We start from the raw sequence: 19,341 nt of genomic DNA, 5'->3' as shown, positions 1-19,341 counted from the left end.
CACTTTTCCTATAGCTAAAATAGGAGATTGGCAAGGAGATATGACACTGGTCTCGACGGGGAATCCCGGCACCCATCCACCACAGCCCGTCACGGCCTCGGTGTAGGTGCGGCAGACGGACGGGCCCTACCCGCGGACAGCAGAACCCGGACGGCCAGACCGCCGCACTTCGGCGGCGATCTGCACCGCGGATGCGGACGCCGCAACGACCACGACACATTCCCCGGGCCGACGATCAGGCCGTCGCCACGATCGCCGACGCGGTGACGCGGCTAACCCTGGTTCAGCATCGATGCCGAACCAGGGGCCGGGTAGAAGGGCGCGTCACCCTCTGGGAGCACCAGGTAAGAACAGGTGACAAGCTGTGTTCCGCGAGCGCGCGACAGCTACTACTGCAGGAATCGGAGCATCACCCTCAGCGATCTCATCGAAAGTGCACGATGAACCCGTTCGCGCGGTGGCCGTCGGCTACGGCTTGATATTGATCCAGAAAGGGTCCTTCTCAAGGATGTGGTCGTCTTTGTACCAGGCGCCGAGGCGTCCGCCGGCGCGCCGATTGTCGTACTTGTCGAGCGCCCGGACGGAGAAGGACCTCGGATTGTTCGCCAGGTCGACGGTCGAGGTTCCCTGGTGGGTGCTTTGCATCGGGTACTCGTCGCAGTCCTTCGTGCGCCCTTCGGAATAGCCCGAGCCATAGGCAGCCTTGCATGCCCTGACGGAGGCGTCGTAGTTCTTCTTCTTGAAGGCCGGATCAGTCGCGCGAGTCAGTGCCGCGCCCCGCTGAGCGGAGTCGTTGCTGTTGAAGTTGCCCGGCACATAGGTGCCGGGTACCCCAGGCTTGGTCCGGGCGATATCGGTGAAGGCGTCATGGAGGTGCCTGGCGACCTCATCGACGTCGGGATTGCTCAGGCTCAGGCCTTCCCAGTGGGCCCGGACATTATTGAAGATACAGCCGCCGTTGTCCTCGTAGGTCGCCCAGTCGCAGCGGACGTCGAGGGTCGAAAGAACAACCTCAGGCGCGGTCGGGTACGCCGTCAGGAACAGTTCCGGCGTGATCTCGTAGTAGATCAGCTTGTCGGGCCCGGCGCCAACGGTGTTGTTGTTGAGGTCGACGATGAAGTCGGTCTTGCCGGTCCGGCGAAAGTTCAAGGCGGTGTCACGGCGGCTCTGTTGGTTCACTTCCGGGCAGCGCGCTCCGGTCACGAAGGCGCAGTCGGCGTCGAAGTCCAACATGGCCGACCAGTCCGCTGCCCCCCACTCGTCCCAGTCATCGAACTCGTAGCGGTGGACCAGTTGACGTGTTCCCTTGGACCCTTCGACGACGCCCGTGACACGGAAGAATATCTGGCCGACAGTCACCCACTGGCCGTCGACTTTCCGGAGCGTGTCCACCGACCATTCGTCGATCGCGCAGGCCACGAAGTGGTTCTTGATCCACCAGGAATCCTCGACACCGTCGGTGTGGTCGTAGTACTGGTTGCGGCACTGGTCGAGCCCGAACTCCTCGGCTGCCGCACGCGCTTGCTGGGCACCGCCACTTGCGTAAGATTGCTTGGCGGTGGACGAGAGACGCTGCGCCGCCTCCAGGCCACGCGGAGTTCTGCGTTTCTGGTGAGCCTCCACGTAGGGGTGGGGCTTCGTGAGCCGTTTGTCGGCTGATCCCGGTGAGCCGTCGTGATGGGTCAGAACCACGCGTTTGGTGTCCGGCGGTGCCGCGACGGCCGGCGGACCGGCCGCCATGACGGCCACCAGACAGAGCACGATGGCTCCCGGGGCACGCATTGACATCTTCAAGGGTTCCTCCTTCTCCGTGCGGAAATGCCGCCGATGGCAGCGGCAAAGAGATGTGGGGATCGTCCACATCTCGGCTTCCGCCGGACAACGCCTAACTGTCCGCGACCTCGGCAGATCTGTCCCCCAGAGACAGATGTCGGTCTCCCGGCCCCTCGCCTCGCCGCGACGCCGCCCGCGGGCCGCCATGGTCGTACGGGATGAGGCTGCAGGTGACCGGCTCGTGCCACCGGCCGCACCATGACCATCAGATCGTCGCGGGGGTAAGGCGAGAGGCGCCCGGGGCGGGTTTGGCATTATGATTCTTCGATGTCTCAGACGGTCGGACATCGGAATGGGGAGTCGGTGGAGGAACCTTTGTCGCCGTGGTGGAGCCGCGTCCATGACGCGGCACAACTGCTGGCTTCACGACTCAACGCCGCCGTGGCTCAAGCCGCGCGGGACGGCGTGTACACCGCACCGCCCGGCTTACCGCCGCCCCGCCGCAGCCGACGGCCCGCCTCGCTGCGTCACCTCGCGGAGGTGATCCGGACTAGCCGGCTGGCCCCCGGCATGTCAGTTGACAAGGATGACGTGGCAGCGGTACTCGCCGGGGAGTTACGCCCGATCACTGACCCGGTGCTCGTGGTCGCGACCGCGCGGGCCGCACACCTCATCGCCGGCGTGCCCTTCGATGAGGCCGAGGCGGACCGACTCGCGGTGGCCAGTGCCCATGTTTCGGCGTTGATTGACGCCGCGCGGCAGGCGGACGACCGCGCACCTCGGGCCGTGCCGGTACCCCGCTTCCCCTCGCAGGACCACTCCGCCGACCAACCACCGTCCGCCGAAAGGGCTCGACCGGCTGCGGAGCCGGTGATTCTTGACGCGTATTTCACCACCCGGCGGCCCAGCCGGCGCCGCGCACGCATGGCCGGCATCGTCGGTGGCCTCGGCGCCTTGGTGATCGCCGCCGCAGGAACCACGTTGATCCTGCGCGACCGGGAGCCTCAGCAGGCGGAACAGCCGGCCGCGGACGCCGAGTGCGGTCTCGGCGCCACCGGCATTGACATCATCGAGAACACCCCGCAACTGTTCGACGATGACGAGGCGACCCGGCTCAGCCCCACCCTCGACTTCGACCAGATGAACGGCTCGGCGCGGTACGCGCGGCACCAGGACCGCACCTACTACTGGGGACGGGCCGGTTCCGACGACCACGATCCGCGCTCGGGTGGTGCCCGGGTCCGCTGGAGCACGCCGGAGGGGCCATGGCGCAGCTGCGAGACGGTGCTGGCGCAGAACGAACGGGGCTACGCGCACACGCCGGCGATCGCCACCACCATCGGCGAGAAACCGGTGACGGTGCAGGTATGTCTGTGGCGGGACGACCCACGCCGGGAGAACTGCACCGCGGAGATCTCGAACGGGCGCTGAATCCGCGAGCGGTTCAGGCCAAACCATGCTCGTAGCGAACGCCGTCTTGAGCCGGGCCAGTGGGATTCATTGCCGCCTCTGGCCGGTTTCGGGCGCACTCCGGTCGGCCCCACGACTCCCGCTCCCAAGGACATGCACGGGGCACCCCGCACCGGGAAGGTGCGGGGTGCCCCGTGTCCGGTCACCGGTCAGACGCAGGAACCGCTGGTCCTCGCGCGATAGGGAACGATCTTCCAGTACCTGGATTCAGTGAGGTATTCGAACGACGGTCCTTGGGCGTCCGGTCCGTGCCGTGTCCAGGAGCCGGTCGTACCGCTGCGCTTCCAGATCTGGGCGCAGAACCCATCACCGATGAAGAACCCGCGGGCAGCGTCCCAGTACAGCGGCGCCTGGCTGGTGTTCTTGCCGGGAGCCAGCAGCTGGTCGTGGTAGCCGTCCGCGGCGACGCTGACGCCGATGCTGACCGAGCGCAGGGACGGATCGTTGTAGATCCAGTTGCGCGGCGCAGCCTGGACGGGCCCGGCGACGGCCAGCGCCGCCAGCGCGACAGTTGCCACGAGGGCGAGCCTGCCGACGATTAGGCGGATGCGAGACATGCGGTCTCCTCCTCTTCCATGCGGAGATATGCCGCCGATGGCAGCGGCAAAGGGATACGGGGATCGTGTCCACCCGAGCTTCCGCTGAACAACGTCCAACTGTCCGTGACCTTGGCCGATCTGTCCCTCGCGACAGATAGCGGCCCTCGCCGCCGAAGGAGCCGCCATGGTCGGCGACGCCACGACCAGCATGCCGACCGGCTGCTGGAGGACGTCACGGCACAGCACCATCAGCCCGACAAGAATCGGCGACGTCGTCGCGGCCGCACTCCACCCCCTCTAATATCGCTATCCATCCGAGGGCCGCCGAGACCACCTCTCGGCTCGTTCCACCGCCTCCCACACCTGGCGAGATTTACCATCAGATGTTGCGTATTTCGAATGAAACTCTTGATGGAGATGTGATGCGAAGTCCGGAAAAGGCGCGGGGACGGAAGAGCCGGGCAGTCATCGCATCGGCTTGTGCGGCGCTCCTGGTGCTACCTTCGACCGATCCCGCGAACGCAGAGATCACCGAATCATGCGACAAGGTCTACTTCGTCGGGGCGCACGGCATCAACGAGGGACCCTAATATTCGTCGACGATCGCCGCGACCATGACGGCATACAATCGATGGGCCGCCGAGCACGGCCACTCGCACGAGACGAGCTATCGATGGGTGAATTACCCGAATGTCTCCCTCGAGCAGCTCGTGTCATACTCCGGGAACGAGATCGTGATCGGGGCCGCCACTGATGCCTTCTTCGACGCGGTGGACAGTCTCTCGGGGATCATCGAGACCATCCAAAAAGAATGCGGCTCGGCGAAAGTCGTCTTGGCCGGCTATTCCTTCGGCGCAATGGCGATTGACATCTACCTGGCATCCACGAACAGTTCGGCTACCTCGGCGATTTCGGGAGTCGCACTCTACGGTGACCCGCTCTGGTTCGACCGGTCCCAGGGCGACAAGGGTTTGGCGCGTATGCTGAGAGACATCCTGATCAGGATCGTGGATCGCTTCGATCTGCTTTTCGATGACGAAGAGGCGTACCCCTGGTCTCCGGATCTTGTTCGCAGCGTCTGCTATGCCAAGGATCCGGTATGTGGTGCCGGATTCCATTCCAACGCCCTCGATCAGGTACATCAGGCGCTGCGGCACATGTCTTCCTGCGGAACGAGTGGCGTAGGCCCGCACCTGTGCTACGCCGAACACGCCGCCGGCAGTGGCGGCTCCTTTCTCGCCGAGCGGGCGTTGGGCGGATCTTGAGGGCATCGCTCTGCGGCGACTTCCTGCCAGCTCAGCGGAGGGTCGATGGTGCACGCCTCCCGCTACTACGAACTCGACGAGCCGCTGTCCGACGATGACATCGTGGAGTTGGGCGGCAATGCCGCCAAAGCCACCGAGTGGAACGACCACGCGCAAATACGGCCGGAGAAAGCCGGCGGGCTTGGCGACGGACTCGCCTGTTATCGGGTCGTGGCGGCGCGGCCGAGGAGATGCCGCACGGTGATCGCCGTCGACGGCACAACCCTGCGCGGCGCCCGCCGCCGGTCCTGGTGATCTTTGGACGTGTTGCGCCGGCCTTCACCCGGCACATGCCTTCCGCGACCGTATATCAGACCCTCAGCGAGCCTGCATTCGCCGATCAGAAGGCACTTCTTCGCTGTCGGCCGGTCCGTGGGCGGCCCGTGACGAAGGGCGGATGCCAGAGCCCGCCTCAACCGTGAAGAGCCTGAAGACCAAAGATCGCCGGTCCACACCGAGAAAGGCTCAGCGCGATTCGAAGAATGCCTAAATGTTCATGCGGCCGCGGCTGCCTCGGCATCCGGTTACCGCGTGGGGCGCCCGGCGCGGGTGATGGCGGCAATGTTCCCAGCGTCAAGCTGGCCTCGGAGTGCGGGTTTCCTGGTGATCAGAAATCGGCAAAACGCGCCAATCGAGATCAGAAGCGGCGTCCGGGGCCCGAGAAATCCACAGATCCCGAACCGGTCACCAATTGATCATTCTGCATCGTTACAGTGACTGGTCGTGAGAACCTGGGCGCGCATCGCGGTGATCGTGGGGGCTGCGTCCGTGATGTTCGCGGCAGGCTTCCTGGCCGGCCGCGTGGGCGGACAGGGCTCCGCGGAAGCGGAGGCACAAGCCGTCTACTGCCTGTCGGCAGCGCACCGTGCCGAGTTGGTGGAGGCGGCTGAGAGTCTGGACGTCGGCGTGGCTGTGGCCGGTGACCCGACACGGATCACCATCGACGGCGCCGACGTGACTCTCCGGGCCTGGCGTGCGGATCCCGACGCCGACTTCGCGCGGGTCTGCCGCTCAGTCGCGCCTCGCGCGGGCGCCTCCGCCGCACCGACCACCACCTTCGTCTTCGGTGTGCTCACGGCGCTCATCACCGCGGCAGTCGGTTCCGCGTTGGCCTGGTTCTCCAGTGCCCGCAAGGATGTGATCACCCAGCGCCGACAGCAGGCAGAGCGGCTCAGGGCCGCCGCTCGGGACCTGGACCAGGCCGCCGAGTCCTACCTGCGGGCGAGACGCGCCTCCGGGCCGCCCGACAGGGGCCTGCGCGACGCGGTCCAACAGCGGTGGATCGGGCTGGCTTCGGTCCTGGCCGAAATCATGGCGGCCAGGCCCGGCTGGGAGGCGCCGGAGGTGTTGCGTGCTCGTGCGGTGCAGGCGAGCGGGGCGGATCTGGCCACTAAGGGCGGACAAATCACGGACACCGATGCCACAGCGGCACGCGCCACGGTGATCGATGTCACCAGTGAGGCCGACCGGGTGGCGGCGGTGCACGAGTTCACCCGGCAGAGCCAACCACCACAGGTCGGGGCACAGGTGGCATCGAATCGGAAGAGTGGTCGATGATCCCCAATCCGTTCGCCTTACCCGGCCGGTCCGACCCCTTCGCCGCCCTCGACCCCTTCGCGGGTGACGCCAGTGAAGTCTTGAAGTTGTACGTCGACGTCGACCACACTGAAGAAGCCTTTCAACAATTCGAGCGGGCTTTCCGGGCACCGCGGGAGTTGACGGGGAGAGGCCAGTTGATCGTGGCGATGGGCGAGTCCGGATGTGGCAAGTCGGCGTTGATCAATCGTTGCGCCTGGCATGCCTGCACGCTGCTCAAGAACGCTGGATTAGAGCCCCTCGTGGTGGACGTTCGTGATCAGGGCCGTGACACCGAGAACCATGTGCAGCGCATCGAACAGATCTCCAAGTTCCTCATCCGCTACCTCTACCGCAAGCAATACCTTGACATCACCCAGACTGAATACGAGGAATTGATCAAGGACCCGGCCGCGGTGTTCGCCGATCTCGGTCTGTACCTCAGCGGCGAGGAGACGGTCGTCGTGGTGCGGCTGCCACGGACCGAGTTACCGACCGAGATCACCGCTTGGGCCAACAAGACCCACGCTCGTCTGCTCTTCTTCGCCGAACTGCGCGGGGAGCACGACGCGGCGGCCATCAGCGAGCAGTCCCGTGGCGCCGAGCAGTTACCCACCGTTGCGCTGGAGGTGAAACTGCTCGGCCTCGGTCACACCGCCGCCTTCGTTCGACACCGTATGGAGAGGGCGAATCATCCTGCCGACGGACCGCAGCTTCACGACGACGTCGCGCGGCGGGTGGACACCACTCGCGGATGGACTATTCGGGAGCTGCAGAAACTGCTGTTCTACTTCTTCGAGGAGCGGTGCAGGACGGACCGCGGCGGAGACATCCACTGGCAGGATCTCCTGGAGTACTTCATGCGGGACGCCGACAGACTCATCGGAAGGAATGATGGCTGATGAGCGACATCGGGCACCTGCCGGAGGGCATCGCCGCCGCCAACCCTTTCATGAGTGTGGCTCTCGGGTCGCATTACGACCCGGAGGGCGTGACGATCCCTACCAAGGCGATTCAGGATGCGAGCACCACAGTCGGCGAGTATCTCACGTTGCCCGGGCCGGGACAGGGACATGTCCTGGCGGTGATCGGCGATCACGGCATGGGCAAGACATATCTGGCCCGGCATGTGCTGAGCCTGGTGAAACGCCAACCCGACTTACAGATTCGCACCATGTACCTGGTAGCCCGCGACCAGACTTTCGTCGAGCTCTACCAGGACTTCGCCGAGGAACTGCTCGTGCAGTCGCCGCGCGAGATTCCGAATCTGGTACGCCGCATCTATGCCCGTATCGTGGCCGACTCGCTGCGCGAATCCGAGCTGACCGCGAGGCTGGCGACCGAGCTGGACAGCGGCAATCTGGACCCTGTCGACGTGGTCGAACGGTACGGCCTCAGGGAGAGTCGCTATCACCGAGAGCTGCAGCAGCGGCTTGAAGCGGTCACCGACAATCCGGAGTTCGGGGTCGCCTTCGCACTGCTGTTACGGCCTGCCTTCGAACCGTCCGTCCGGGAATGGCTGCGCGGCCACACCCCCGACCCGCTGCTGCGCGAGCGCGGTATCCAGCAGACCCTCGACACGGAGACGCGTGCTTTGGAGGCCATGGGCGTCTTCACGCTGCTCTACAGCCATGCCGGGTTCAAGTTCCTGCTGGTGGTCGATGAACTCGAGCAGATTCTGCGGCGCCGGGACCGGCCGGACACCGCGGTGCTCAGCGCTTTCCAGCAGTTGCTCGAGGTGTTCGTGCAGGCCGGCGGTTTCCTCATGCTGGCGGGAGTACCCGAGGCGATCTCGTCACTGACGCCGGCGGTCCGCGGGCGCATCGGGCAGCCGATCGTCATGAAGCCGTTCACCGGCGATGACGTGGCCACCTTCTTCAAGACCGCGCGGCCCGGGCTCAGCGAGCCGGACGCGCTCGCGCCGTTCACTCCCGCAACAGCCGCCTACCTGGCTGAGCTGGTCGGCGGCAACCCCCGGGCTGTCGTCATGCTGGGATACAAGCTGGTGCAGGCGGCGCGGGGCGTGGACGTGACTCCCGCCATGGTGCGCGAAGCCGTGCGTGAGCATTTCAACTTCGATGTGCTGCGGTCGGTGAACCGGGAGGTCGCGAGCACGGTCAGCGCGTCGGGGTGGCCGTACGAGGTGGGGCTGCGCGTGGGGCAGCCAAGTGTTCTGGTCGACTACTGGATATCGATCGGAGATGAGGGGGCGCACTGCGCGGTACTCATCGCCGACTCCATTCTCGGAGACGAGGATGCCAGGCGTCTGCGCGACGCGGCGGCGACGATCAGTGCGGAGCCGGGGCCGACGGAAGTGATACTGGTCGTGAGCGGCGTCCTTCCTCCGCGCTGGGTGCCCGAGCTGGCTCAGGCATTCGGCCGTAATCCCTTGGCCTATGACCGGACCTCGTTCGGCGACGACTTCCAGATCGCGTTCAAGGCGGCAGTGGACCGGTTGGGACCGCTGGGACGAATCGGCGCCGAGGATACGGTCTCGCATTCCCGCATCGCCCGGCAGCAGGCGAACATGTACCGCCTGCTGGGGCAGACCGCGAACCGCCTGGAAGGCCTGCGCGCCCAGTCGGACCGTCAATGGGCCACGGTCAGTCAAGTGTTGGCCGATCTCGCGGCGACCGCCCCGGCCCGCCTTCCCGACGTCACCGCGGTGCTGCCGGCGGAGGTGGAGGCCCTCTTCACACGGGCTGACGAAGCATTGCATCTGACCGTCGACACCGAGTCGGTGATCCGTCGCGCCTTCGGCCTCGGCACCGACGCCTCACAGTTTCCCTCCACCGCGAACCAACTCGGGCAGACAGTGATCCAGCGGGCCGCCGGGACCGGGTGGCTGCTGCGAACGATGCTGTCGGCCTTCAGGGAGGCGGTCGGCCAATGGTATGCCGAGGCACTCAATCGCGAGCCGACGTCCGAGCAGTGGGAGTCGCTCGACGGGCACTGCGAGACCTTCGCGCTGCTGTACGAGCAGTTGCCGGTCCTGTCGGTGGAAGCCCTACGCGACTTCACCGGACCGGTGGAGCGTCAGCCTCCGACCGTTTCGGATGCGATGGGGGCGCTCGGCAGCCGGGTTCGCCGGAAGCTAAGAAGCCAGTTCGAGCCGCGCGGGTGAGCCAGGGCCCGGCCGGCGCACGGTGTTCCAGACCGCGTTCGCGATGACATGCAGCAGATTGACCACGACGACCGCGGGTCCGACCACCGCGATGGTGCCGGGGAACTGCGGTTCGAGCAGCAGAGCCAGCAGGATCGCCGTGATGCCGTTCTGCTGGCCGAGTGCCAGCCCGACGCGGTCGTCGCGTGGGAGACGACGAGTGATCACGATACTGACCAGGATCTGCGAGCAGTATGCGGCGAGGCCCAGCACGACGCCCTCGACGATGTGCGCTCCGGCGCCGAGTCCGATCCCGATGGCACATGCCGCGAGCCAGAAGGCGATGGCGGTCGCCTTCTCCAGGAGCCAATCGATGCGGGGCCGTAGAAAAAGCCCGGCCGTAGCCAGGGCCAGCATGAGGAATTGCGACACTGCCGCAACGGCCACCGCGATCGTCAGCAGGCGTTGCGCCGGGATCCTCCATGGCGGCGCCTTGCCCTGGGTGCGCCCGCCGGTCAGCTTCCACAAGCCGTAAGCCAGCCCCGCGAGTCCCAGGTTCAGCGCCAGCTGCGGCAGGGCGGATCCCGTACCGAAGACGCTCGGCCCGGTGCCGAGCCAGGCAGCCAAATAGACGGTCATCAACGCGGTGATCGGATCGTCGAAAGAGGACCAGGCCGCCAGAATGTCCTGAGCGCGTGGGGAGAGCCGAGGTTCGCGGCGCAACGCCGCGACTGACAGTGGATCGATCTGCGCCACGGCGACGCCGAGAACCACGGACTCGGGGCGCCGGAAGACCGCGTACATGACACCGGCGATGATCGCGGTTTTGAGCAGCACACCGACCGTTACGGCGAGCAGCACGATGGGGGCGTCGCGCCGTGCGGCGTCCAGGTTGATCCCTGATGTGCTGGCGAACAACCCGATGGCCAGCAGCACGACGGCGACGCCGTTGTAGAGCGGGGTGCCGAGAACGCCGGTGAGCCCGGTCCACCATGCCAGCAGGGCGACGGCGGTCACCACCGCGACGAAGGCCAGCAGGCGAGTGAAACCGGCTGACGCGGTCGCGCCGATCGTGCGCTGAAGGCGGCGCCGGAACGTCACGTGCGGGAGCATCTCACCTGCCGGGGTCACCGGCCGGCCCATGAGTCAGGCGGACGGCTCAGCCACTCGCTCTTGAGATCCGCCACAATCACCCCCTCCTGGTTGAGAGTCACACCCACCAGATATAGGCAGTCATCAATCTTGCGATAGTAGATCGCACCCCGCTGCACGTCGAGTGTCAACCGGCGCAGACCACGCCCGATCGCCGGGTAGACGATGCGGCCGATCTCCCGCGCATGCGAATCGAGGAGCGGCGCGAGCCATCGGTAGAAGTCGCGTCGCCGGGCCGGTGTGTATCCGGCGCGGAAGAACCGGGCGGCCGCCCGTTCCCCGAACACGTCCGTCTCCAGAACAGCCTCACCGTCCTGGATCAGCGTGACGAACTGAAGGTCGCCCGGATCGAGCACCGCAGCGACGCGGCTGCGCAGATCGCCATCGGCGTCCGCCGGCGGCTCCCAGGCGAGCGGGTCCGTCGGCGCCTTGACGATGTTGAATCCGCCCGGGTTCTGGCCCTGCTGGCCCACGCTGCGGCGCACCTCGGTGACCAATTCCGCGATCGCCATGTCGGCACGCAGCGTGGGCACGTCTCGCAGCGAATGCCGGCTGTCCGGGTCGAGCGCCACACCGACCACATGCTCACCCTGCTGGAAGGTGTTGCAGAAGACCGCTCCCCCATCGGAGTGCGCCACGCAGCGCAGCAGGGCGCCCGTACCGGCCTCCGCGAGAGTGCGGCCGAGGCGGGTGAGCGCCGCGATGAGCGTCGAGGCCATGGTCTGATAGCCGTCATCGGGGACGGTGCCGAGCGTGAAGTCCCAATCGGCTTGGGTGTAGTGGCTGAGGTGGCACAACTCCGGGACCGCCCGCATGGCCTCATCGAAGCGGGTGCGGACGTCCTCCAGCTCGGGGCCGAAGAACGGGCTCTCGGCCGTGTAAGGCTGTGCGGCGTCTGTCATGTGGGCCACCCCCTCGGCCGATACGCGTCGTGCGCCGGCGCATCCGTCTCCATGCTGGACCGTCGCCGCCACCTCACGGTCACGTCTCCGGGATCGTGATGTCGATATGCCGGGCGGGCACCGCACCGGGTACCCGCAGTGCGGCCGCCGAGGCCCCGCGGCGAAGCTCCTCAGACCACAACGACGCAACGCGGAGAATGGGATGTTCCGGGCTCAAGAACTCACTCGCGAGCGACAGGGCCTCGCCGGCGTGGTCGACGGCGCTCTTCTCCTGCTGGCCGGCCTCGACCAGGACCCGGCCCAGGAGCGCGGTGAGGGTCCACGGGTGTGGTGCGCCGAGCCGGGAAGCGAGGGCGTCGTGCGCCCGCCGGGCGTTGGCGAGCGCTTGGGGGTACGCCTCGGCGTGTTGCTGGTACACCGCGAGGTTGGCCCGGGTAGCGGCGGTGAAGGGATGGGTATCGCCCAGATCGCTCTCGTAATGGGCGAGCACCTCTCCGGCGAGCCGGGTGGCCTGCTCGTGCTTGCCCGCGTGGTGCGCCTCGGCGGCCAGGCTGAGCCGGGTAGCCCACGTCTGTGGATGGTCGGGACCGAACAGCTCCTCGTACATCCGAAGAATCTGCTCCATGACCTCCGGGTCAGCCGCTGGATCGTCAGCGAGGCGCCGGGCGATCGCCAGATGGCGGCGAGCCCGCAGCCGGTGGGTGCCCGCCCGGTCCAGGTGTGCTTCGTGCATGCGCTGCTCAACGGTTTCCAGCATCCCGACAGCGGCGGTGTAGTCGCCCACTTCGCGGGTGTAGATGCCGCACTCCATCTCGGACCAGAGCGTCTGGGTCGCCTGCGGCCCGAGCAGGTGAAGACGGCCCGCGTACACCTTCCGCTCCGTGGCGAGCGCCAGATCCGCGAAGCCGGACAAGAACTGGGAGACGGCGAGGTTGTGCGAAGCGGTCAGAGTGTCGGGGTGGCCAGGGCCGTGGGTGGCCGCGAAGTGCTGTCTGATGCTCTCTTCCTCCGCGATCGCCGCGTCGAACTCCCCCATCGCCCGGTACGCGGCCGTGATCCCGCCGCGCAGCACCAGGATCCGGAAGTGATCACGCCCGAGAACGCTGCCGTACTCGGTCAGCATCCGCCGGTCGAGTTCCATCGCCTCCCGAAATCTGCCCAGGCCGCGATAGACGTTCGTGAGCTCGTTCGCCAGCCGCAGGGTCAGTTCCTCACCGCGGAACTCCTCGAACCAGCGGTGGTACAACGCTTCCATCAGAGGCCGGACATACCTCAGGTCGGACTGGTCCGCGTTGCGCACCAGGAAGCGCAGTTGGCGGACCACCCACTCGCGAATCGCCGGGTCGCCGGCTTCCGCGGCCTCGCAAGTGTCGAAGTGCCTCTGCAACTCCTGGTAGATCGACCTGGTCCACTGCGAGGCAGCCGACCGCATCCGCGTTTCGCCTTCCCAGGGCAGGACGACCGCGACGCCCGCGAGTCCACGGCGGACCTGCTCACGTCTCTGCTCACGCTGTTCGGGCGACAGCCGCTCGAGCAGCAGGGACTCGAACGCGGGAACCGTGCGCAGCAGCGCGTCCTCCGACCAGCGCACGTCGAAGAGCCCGAAGCGCGCGCCGGTCCACATGGTGCGGTCGATGTCGTCAGCGGTGATGCCCTCGCGTACGCCGCCTCGATCCGGGTGCACGAACTGCGTCAGCATCGCGGGAGCCCGCAGCAGACGCAGGTCGATGCCGTCGGGCGAGAGGTAGGCGCACATCTCGGCCAGATGCTGGGCCCGGGCCCCATAGGGGTCGGTGAGCAGCTGCTCAAGGACCAGCTCCAGCAGCGCCGCTTCGGGACAGTCGACGCCCGCGGTCACGGCGTTCACGCGGGAGAGGGCGGCGCCCAGTGTCCGCCGTAGCGGGCTCACGTCACCGACCTCGCCCAGGCCCTTCTCCGCGTTGACGACGTTACGCAGATAGGTCGAGGCCAGCCTCAGCGCGGCTCCGCTCCGGCCGGCGGCGGAGACAACCTGGCGCGCCTCCTCGTCGGTGAGATATGCCAGTTCCCCGTCGTTGCGTTCGAAGAGCGCCGCGAGCCCGATGACGCCTTCCTCAGCGGCGAGCGGACCGAGCACGAACTCGCCGTCGTTGTCGTCGCCCGCACCGTCACCGCCGTGCCTCGTCGTGATCACGACATGAGCGTCGCCGCCTGACGGCAGCAGCGGCGTGAGCCGCGCGGGATCTGTCACCCCATCGTAGACAAGCAGGCACTTGCCCGGATCGACGACGCCTCGCGGCGCACGGCCCGCGGCGATCAGGTCCAACGTGGCATCGGTCAGGTTGCCGCGCGGGCGGACGTTGAGCTGATGACCCAGCTCGGCCAACTTCGCTCGGACGACCCGGATGTCGTGCGCGGCGATCCACCAGACCGTGTCGTACTCCGCCCGGAAGCGTTCCAGATAATCGAGGACAAGCGCGGTCTTGCCGATTCCCCCGGGGCCGCTGACGGTCACCTTGTGGCGCTGCGTCAGCAGCCGGCGGATCTCGCGGATCTCCTTGTCCCGACCGAAGAACATCTCCTCCTTCGCAGGAGCCGGGTTGCGCAGCCGCGGCTCACCGAAGAGCCGCAGCGCCCCCGGCCCGCCTCCGGCGGCTCCCACCGGACGCGCCACGCCGGACAGGCCCAGAGCCGCGAACAATCGAGTCGCGGCCATTTTCGCCGGCTGTGCCCGGTCCAGGTGAACGACGGATGCCGGGATCGCCGAAGGCAGTCGCTCCAGCTCCTCGTCGACCTGGATGACCACCAGCTCACGCTCGCCGGTCCGAACATCGGCGGGCAGGCCGGCAAGGACACCGTTGCGATGCCGCGACACCACCGCGATCACCGATCCGTCCGGTACCTCGATCGGTGCGCCGGGCGGCACCGGGCACGGCCGGGCATCGAGTCCGTGAGCGCCCAGTTGTCCGGCCAGCCATTCGACGATCTGCTGATCGGCGGGGTGGTGCAGAACGGCGACCGGTTCGCGCGGCTCGGCCGTCGCCCGGGAGGCGACGCTGTCGGCGGTCATCCGGCGGTCCATCGTGGCGAGGTACCTGTTGCTCAGCGTCTGCGGACGCTGGATGGTTCTCTCCCGCTCGTGCGGCGCGATCTCGTGCAGCAGCCGGCCGTACGCCTCGGGCAACGCGCCACCGGGTGATTCCTTGAGGATGGCCAGGTAGTCCCAGTAGTGCTGGGTCGGCAGGGTGATCAGCCGTCTGGCGCCGACGAACGGTTCGAACGCCGCCTCGGCCTCCTGCCTGGTCCGCTCGGCCTGTTCCACGGCCTCGCCGAAGTGACTGACCACCAGGCTGACCGCGGGTTGCTCGGCGATGCGGCCACACAGATCGGCGGTGAGCTCGGCGGTCTCGTGCAGGTTGTGACTCTGAGGATTCAGGCAGACGACGAGCCGGTCCGAGATGGCGGCGAGCGACGCGAGCGACTCCCGCACGACCGCGCTCGGCGTGGCGCCGGTACGGTCCGCGGGGGCGTCGATCAGAACGTAGGCATAGTCGGAGTTGTCTGTCACCTGCCGGAGGGCGGCAACGCTGACATGTTCCGGCATGCCGGCCTGGAGGATGTCGAGGCGCCCCGGTCCCACGACGAAGCGCCGCAGCCTGATCGCCGAGCCACCCACCTCGCGCGGTGACGCCGGCAGCACGGCGGCCGCATCCCGGCCGAGGCCACCGGTCGTCTCCTCGGCGAGGAACGGCCCCAGATATTCCTGCGCGGCAGCACCCTCGGCGCTCAGGTCGAGTACCAGCACGTCGCGGCCGATGCGCGCGAGCATCCAGGCGAGATTTGCGATGATGCTCGTCTGACCGGTATTGGCGTAACACGCGACAAAGGTCACGACCGAGGGCCGATAATGCGATTCCGTAGACCGTGATCTCCGGACGATCATATTTTCTCCGCGAATCGGCCGACACAGGTGCTGTCAGGCCTGACGGCGCGGGTCACCCCGATCCGATCAGGCGGGTTCGGCACGCTGTTCTTTGTGATCATCGAAGCCCGCGACATGGTTGTCGAAAGCGGAATACTGCGCGGTCAGATCGCCCGCCTCCCGGAGTATACGACGCAGTGCTGCGACCAGAAAGATGTCCGGCATGGCTTCCGCCGCGCGGGGACCGAGGCCCGAAAGATCAACCAGATCGGAAACGATCTCCGGCTCCTCGACGTCACCCATTCGATCATCCTCCCGCTCATTCTCGGACGACCATCAGAATCGAGACTAACGGTGTGTCGCTAATAATACGGTCGATGTGTAAAGGATCGAACAGCCGTGCCGAGCGGCTATCGTCAACAACGTGCCCCCGCGCATATCCCCGCCGCCCTGTCTGCGCATGCCGTCGGCCCTGCTCACCGCCATCGGCTCCGGCGGTGGCGGCTTGGCGGCCGTCAGCCTGCTGCGGCGCGCCGTCCTCAGCAAGAACCTCGTGACGATCCAGGCGCTGGTCCGATCGGCCACGCTCAGTGGACACCCCGAGGCCGGCCGAGCCGCGGCCGGCTATCGAGAACTCGTCCGGCTCGCGGACCAGAACCCCGCTGCGGCCAACCAGGTGCTCAGTATGCCGATCGTCGGGCTGTGGGCACTGCACACCCTTACCGCCCTACGGTCGGCCGATCCCTCGGCCACTCCAGGAGAACTTCCGGAACTGATCGAGCGGTTCGCCGGCCCGGCCGACAGCGTGCCGCACCTGACAGCCGAATCGGGCTCACTTCGCCTCGATCTTCGACTCGAGCCCGTGGATCGCCGGCACCTGCCGGCAACCGCCGTGCGGTACGAGCTGGCCGGTGACGAATCCGACCTGGAACGGTGGCGGAACCGGCTGGCCGCGGGCTGGGAGTTCCTGGTGCGCGACCACCGTCCACGGGCGGTGGAGGCCGGCGCGGTGCTGAGCCTGCTGGTTCCCCAGCCCGAGAGCGGCAACAGCCATGGCAGCGCCACTCTCCGGCACGGGTTCGGGCTGATCATGATGTCGCGGCCGCCCAGCGCCTCGGCCACCGCGGTCACCATCACCCATGAAGTGCAACACGCCAAACTGGCCGCGCTGATGGACATGTTTCGCATGGTCGAGCCGGACAGGCGGGAAATGCACTACGCGCCGTGGCGGCCCGACCCACGCCCCACGACAGCGCTGCTGCAGGGCGCTTACGCCCATCTCGGCGTGGCCGGCTTCTGGCGCGAACGCATGTACGCCGAGCCCGACCCGGTCGCCGCAGCGCGGGCGCAGGTGGAGTTCGCGAGGTGGCACGAGGCTACCGAGCAGTCGACCGCCACGCTGCTCGACGGCGCGGCGTTGACCCCGATCGGGCGGCGCTTCGCCACCGCGATGCGCGACCAGCTTGCTCGCTGGCACGCGGAACCGGTCCCGGCCGGGCGGCGCGCGGAAGCCCGCAGCCACAACGATCGCCACCGGGCGAAATGGCAGCAGGCGCACGGACGCCCATAGAAGACAGACGGGGCCGCTGGCCCAGGGAGTGACGGCCCAGCGCCTCGATCCGGACGGTCAAGCGTTGCGGCGCGGCGCTCTTCGGCATTGCACGAGGGTGAACGATGGGTTAGCACGAATGCATTGGTCGTCATCTATCAGTTGGTCCATCGTGGAGGACAGTGCCGGGCATTCACACCGCGGCCTCTCCTCACCTCCGCGAATCCCCTCGCCAGACAGCTGAACAGGAGCTCGCACATGCGCGTCATCATCGCCGGCGGGGGCCTACGCGCCGAGGCACACGCGGGGCACCACGCCTGGCGGGCTGTCGTCCCCTCCGGCGACGAACCACCGCCGGCCAGCGTCCTCACCGTGGGTCACCACCGCACCCGGGGCGGGTACACCCGCACCTACAAAGGCAACACCACGTCGACGGTCAACCAGTTCGACCGCCCGCCGTTGACCGGAACAGTCGAGGAACAGGCCCTGCAGCGCGCCGCGAACCTGAACGACAACGGCTGGGGCGGGCCGCTGCGCCGCCTCATCGAACGCACACCGGACGACCGCATCCTGCAGAACCAGATCATGGCGGTGCCCTCGCTGTCCCGCTTCACCGATCCGCGGGTCGCGCTGATCGGTGACGCTGCCCACGGGCCTGTCACCGCACATCTCCGCCGGCGGCACGCTCGGTATCGAGGACGTCGGCGTCCTCTCCCGCATGCTCGCCGGCCGGCCCGACATCAGGTCGGCCCTGGCGAAGTTCGACGCCGACCGGCTCCCCCCGCTACGACACCGTCCACAACCTCTCGGCAGCCGTCGAGCAGTCCCGCACCGCCGAGGAGTACGCGCGCCATTACGCGGCCTTCCGGCCGCGGGCGCCCGGCACCGGCTGGGTCCTGGAGCGCTATATGCGCGCGACCTTCGCGGCGGTCGTCAACCGCCTCGCCCACCGGGCGAGCATGCCGAAAGGTTGAAGCACCTCGAACAGGACGCGGGCGCCGGCCGCGTCGCCGTGGGCCTCGCGGGCCAGGCATTCAGCCGTTCATGGAAGAAGTGAGAGGCGTCGAGTGAGTCAGCCGAGTGTGAAGATCAACGGCCAGCGGATCGCGTACTGGGAGAGTCCTGCCCACCGCGGCGCCGAGGACGCCCGCACGGTCGTTTTCGTGCATGGCAACTCCTCGTCGGCCAAGACCTGGCGTCCGCTGATGGCGGACCGGTTCGGTCGCCGGTTTCGCTGCATCGCCCTTGACCTGCCCGGCCACGGGCAGTCAGAGCCGGCCAGCGATCCGGCCGACTACTCGTTGCCCGGATATGCCGCCGTACTCACCGGTCTCGTGCACGAACTCGGCCTTGCCCACCCGGTCATCGTGGGATGGAGCCTCGGCGGCCAGATCGCGATGGAGGCGGCGCCCCGGCTGCCGGACGCGGCCGGCTTCGTGATTTTCGGCGCGCCGCCGGTCGCCTCGCCCGACCAGATGGCGGAGGCGTTCCGGCCGAACCCCGCGATGGGTGCTCTTTTCAGCGAGCACGTCAGCGAACCCGAGGCGAGGCTGGCGGCCGCGAGCTTCATCGCGCCCGGCTCGTCGCTGGACACCAGCGAGTTCGTCTCCGACATCCTGGCCACCGACGGCGTCGCACGCACCGGACTGAGAGCCAGCGCCGGTGCCGGCCGGTTCACGGACGAGATCGCGGTCGTCTCCGCCCTCCGCCGGCCACTCGCCATCGTGCACGGCGCCGACGAGCAGCTGATCAGCCTCGACTATCTGCGGAAGCTGACCATCCCGACCCTGTGGCGCGGCCAGATCCACGTGCTCGCCGGCGTCGGTCACGCACCGCACCAGGAGGCACCGCGGCAGCTCGCCGCCCTGCTGTCGGAATTCATCGGCGACCTCGGGCCGGCTCCACTCGGTTGAACTCGGCGAGGGGGACGCACTTGCGCAGGCGCACGTCCGCGGCGCTTCCCTCCCGCCGAGTTCAGCCTTCAGGGCTTGTTCGAGCTCACTGATGCGTTCGTCCGGTGCGTGCAGACCGCCAGGGCGGTCTGCACGCGGTTCGGGCGACCGGTCGGCCGTC

The 19,341-nt window shown here is 67.5% G+C and carries 14 protein-coding genes; 8 read left to right on the top strand and 6 right to left on the bottom strand.

The genetic code is table 11. From position 1 onward, the window contains the following. Window positions 1–468: 468 nt before the first annotated feature. Window positions 469–1,761 (bottom strand): NucA/NucB deoxyribonuclease domain-containing protein, encoded by a 1,293-nt coding sequence (locus QLQ12_RS36075; protein ID WP_282765277.1) that lies wholly within the window; start codon window positions 1,759–1,761, stop codon window positions 469–471. Between the two features lie 603 nt (window positions 1,762–2,364). Between QLQ12_RS36075 and QLQ12_RS36070 the strand changes: the two genes are divergently transcribed. Then, a complete protein-coding gene (locus QLQ12_RS36070; protein ID WP_282765276.1) occupies window positions 2,365–3,204 on the top strand; it encodes a hypothetical protein in 840 nt (279 codons plus the stop codon). A 188-nt stretch (window positions 3,205–3,392) separates the two neighbouring features. Here the strand turns inward: QLQ12_RS36070 and QLQ12_RS36065 are convergent, their stop codons facing one another. Continuing rightward, window positions 3,393–3,800: a hypothetical protein gene (locus QLQ12_RS36065; protein ID WP_282765275.1), complete on the bottom strand. Its 408-nt coding sequence runs from the start codon at window positions 3,798–3,800 to the stop codon at window positions 3,393–3,395. 596 nt (window positions 3,801–4,396) lie between these two features. On the opposite strand from QLQ12_RS36065, the gene QLQ12_RS36060 reads away from it, so the two are divergent. From QLQ12_RS36060 to QLQ12_RS36040, 5 genes are all read left to right on the top strand, one after another. Next, window positions 4,397–5,047: a cutinase family protein gene (locus tag QLQ12_RS36060; protein ID WP_282765274.1), complete on the top strand. Its 651-nt coding sequence runs from the start codon at window positions 4,397–4,399 to the stop codon at window positions 5,045–5,047. A gap of 45 nt (window positions 5,048–5,092) precedes the next feature. Next, a complete protein-coding gene (locus QLQ12_RS36055; protein WP_282765273.1) occupies window positions 5,093–5,341 on the top strand; it encodes a hypothetical protein in 249 nt (82 codons plus the stop codon). 468 nt (window positions 5,342–5,809) lie between these two features. Beyond that, window positions 5,810–6,643, top strand: coding sequence for a hypothetical protein (locus QLQ12_RS36050; protein ID WP_282765272.1), 834 nt, complete (start codon window positions 5,810–5,812; stop codon window positions 6,641–6,643). Then, window positions 6,640–7,563, top strand: coding sequence for a hypothetical protein (locus QLQ12_RS36045; RefSeq protein WP_282765271.1), 924 nt, complete (start codon window positions 6,640–6,642; stop codon window positions 7,561–7,563). Before QLQ12_RS36050 ends, QLQ12_RS36045 begins: the two co-directional genes overlap by 4 nt. Next, entirely contained in the window at window positions 7,563–9,785 is a 2,223-nt protein-coding gene (locus QLQ12_RS36040) for a hypothetical protein (protein ID WP_282765270.1), read from the top strand. Before QLQ12_RS36045 ends, QLQ12_RS36040 begins: the two co-directional genes overlap by 1 nt. Here QLQ12_RS36040 and QLQ12_RS36035 read toward each other — a convergent pair. The 4 genes from QLQ12_RS36035 to QLQ12_RS36020 form a co-directional block, all read right to left on the bottom strand. Then, window positions 9,756–10,865 carry a cation:proton antiporter gene (locus tag QLQ12_RS36035; protein WP_282765269.1) on the bottom strand — a complete coding sequence of 370 codons (1,110 nt, stop codon included), beginning with the start codon at window positions 10,863–10,865 and terminating at the stop codon, window positions 9,756–9,758. The genes QLQ12_RS36040 and QLQ12_RS36035 overlap by 30 nt on opposite strands. Before the next feature lie 26 nt (window positions 10,866–10,891). Beyond that, window positions 10,892–11,818, bottom strand: a complete 927-nt coding sequence (locus tag QLQ12_RS36030; protein WP_282765268.1) for a hypothetical protein — start codon at window positions 11,816–11,818, stop codon at window positions 10,892–10,894. Between the two features lie 79 nt (window positions 11,819–11,897). Then, complete coding sequence (gene fxsT, locus QLQ12_RS36025) at window positions 11,898–15,626, bottom strand: FxSxx-COOH system tetratricopeptide repeat protein (RefSeq protein ID WP_282765267.1); 3,729 nt, start codon at window positions 15,624–15,626, stop codon at window positions 11,898–11,900. Between the two features lie 180 nt (window positions 15,627–15,806). Next, window positions 15,807–16,022: a hypothetical protein gene (locus tag QLQ12_RS36020; RefSeq protein ID WP_282765266.1), complete on the bottom strand. Its 216-nt coding sequence runs from the start codon at window positions 16,020–16,022 to the stop codon at window positions 15,807–15,809. 121 nt (window positions 16,023–16,143) lie between these two features. Between QLQ12_RS36020 and QLQ12_RS36015 the strand changes: the two genes are divergently transcribed. Further along, window positions 16,144–17,289: an aKG-HExxH-type peptide beta-hydroxylase gene (locus QLQ12_RS36015; RefSeq protein WP_282765265.1), complete on the top strand. Its 1,146-nt coding sequence runs from the start codon at window positions 16,144–16,146 to the stop codon at window positions 17,287–17,289. 1,046 nt (window positions 17,290–18,335) lie between these two features. After that, on the top strand, window positions 18,336–19,181 hold the full coding sequence (locus tag QLQ12_RS36010) for an alpha/beta fold hydrolase (protein WP_282765264.1): 846 nt from the start codon (window positions 18,336–18,338) through the stop codon (window positions 19,179–19,181). Window positions 19,182–19,341 lie beyond the last annotated feature (160 nt).

The organism is Actinoplanes sandaracinus (genome assembly GCF_030009775.1).
GTDB classification, from domain to species: Bacteria; Actinomycetota; Actinomycetes; order Mycobacteriales; family Micromonosporaceae; genus Actinoplanes; species Actinoplanes sandaracinus.
This window is presented reverse-complemented; position numbering and strand designations above follow the sequence as displayed.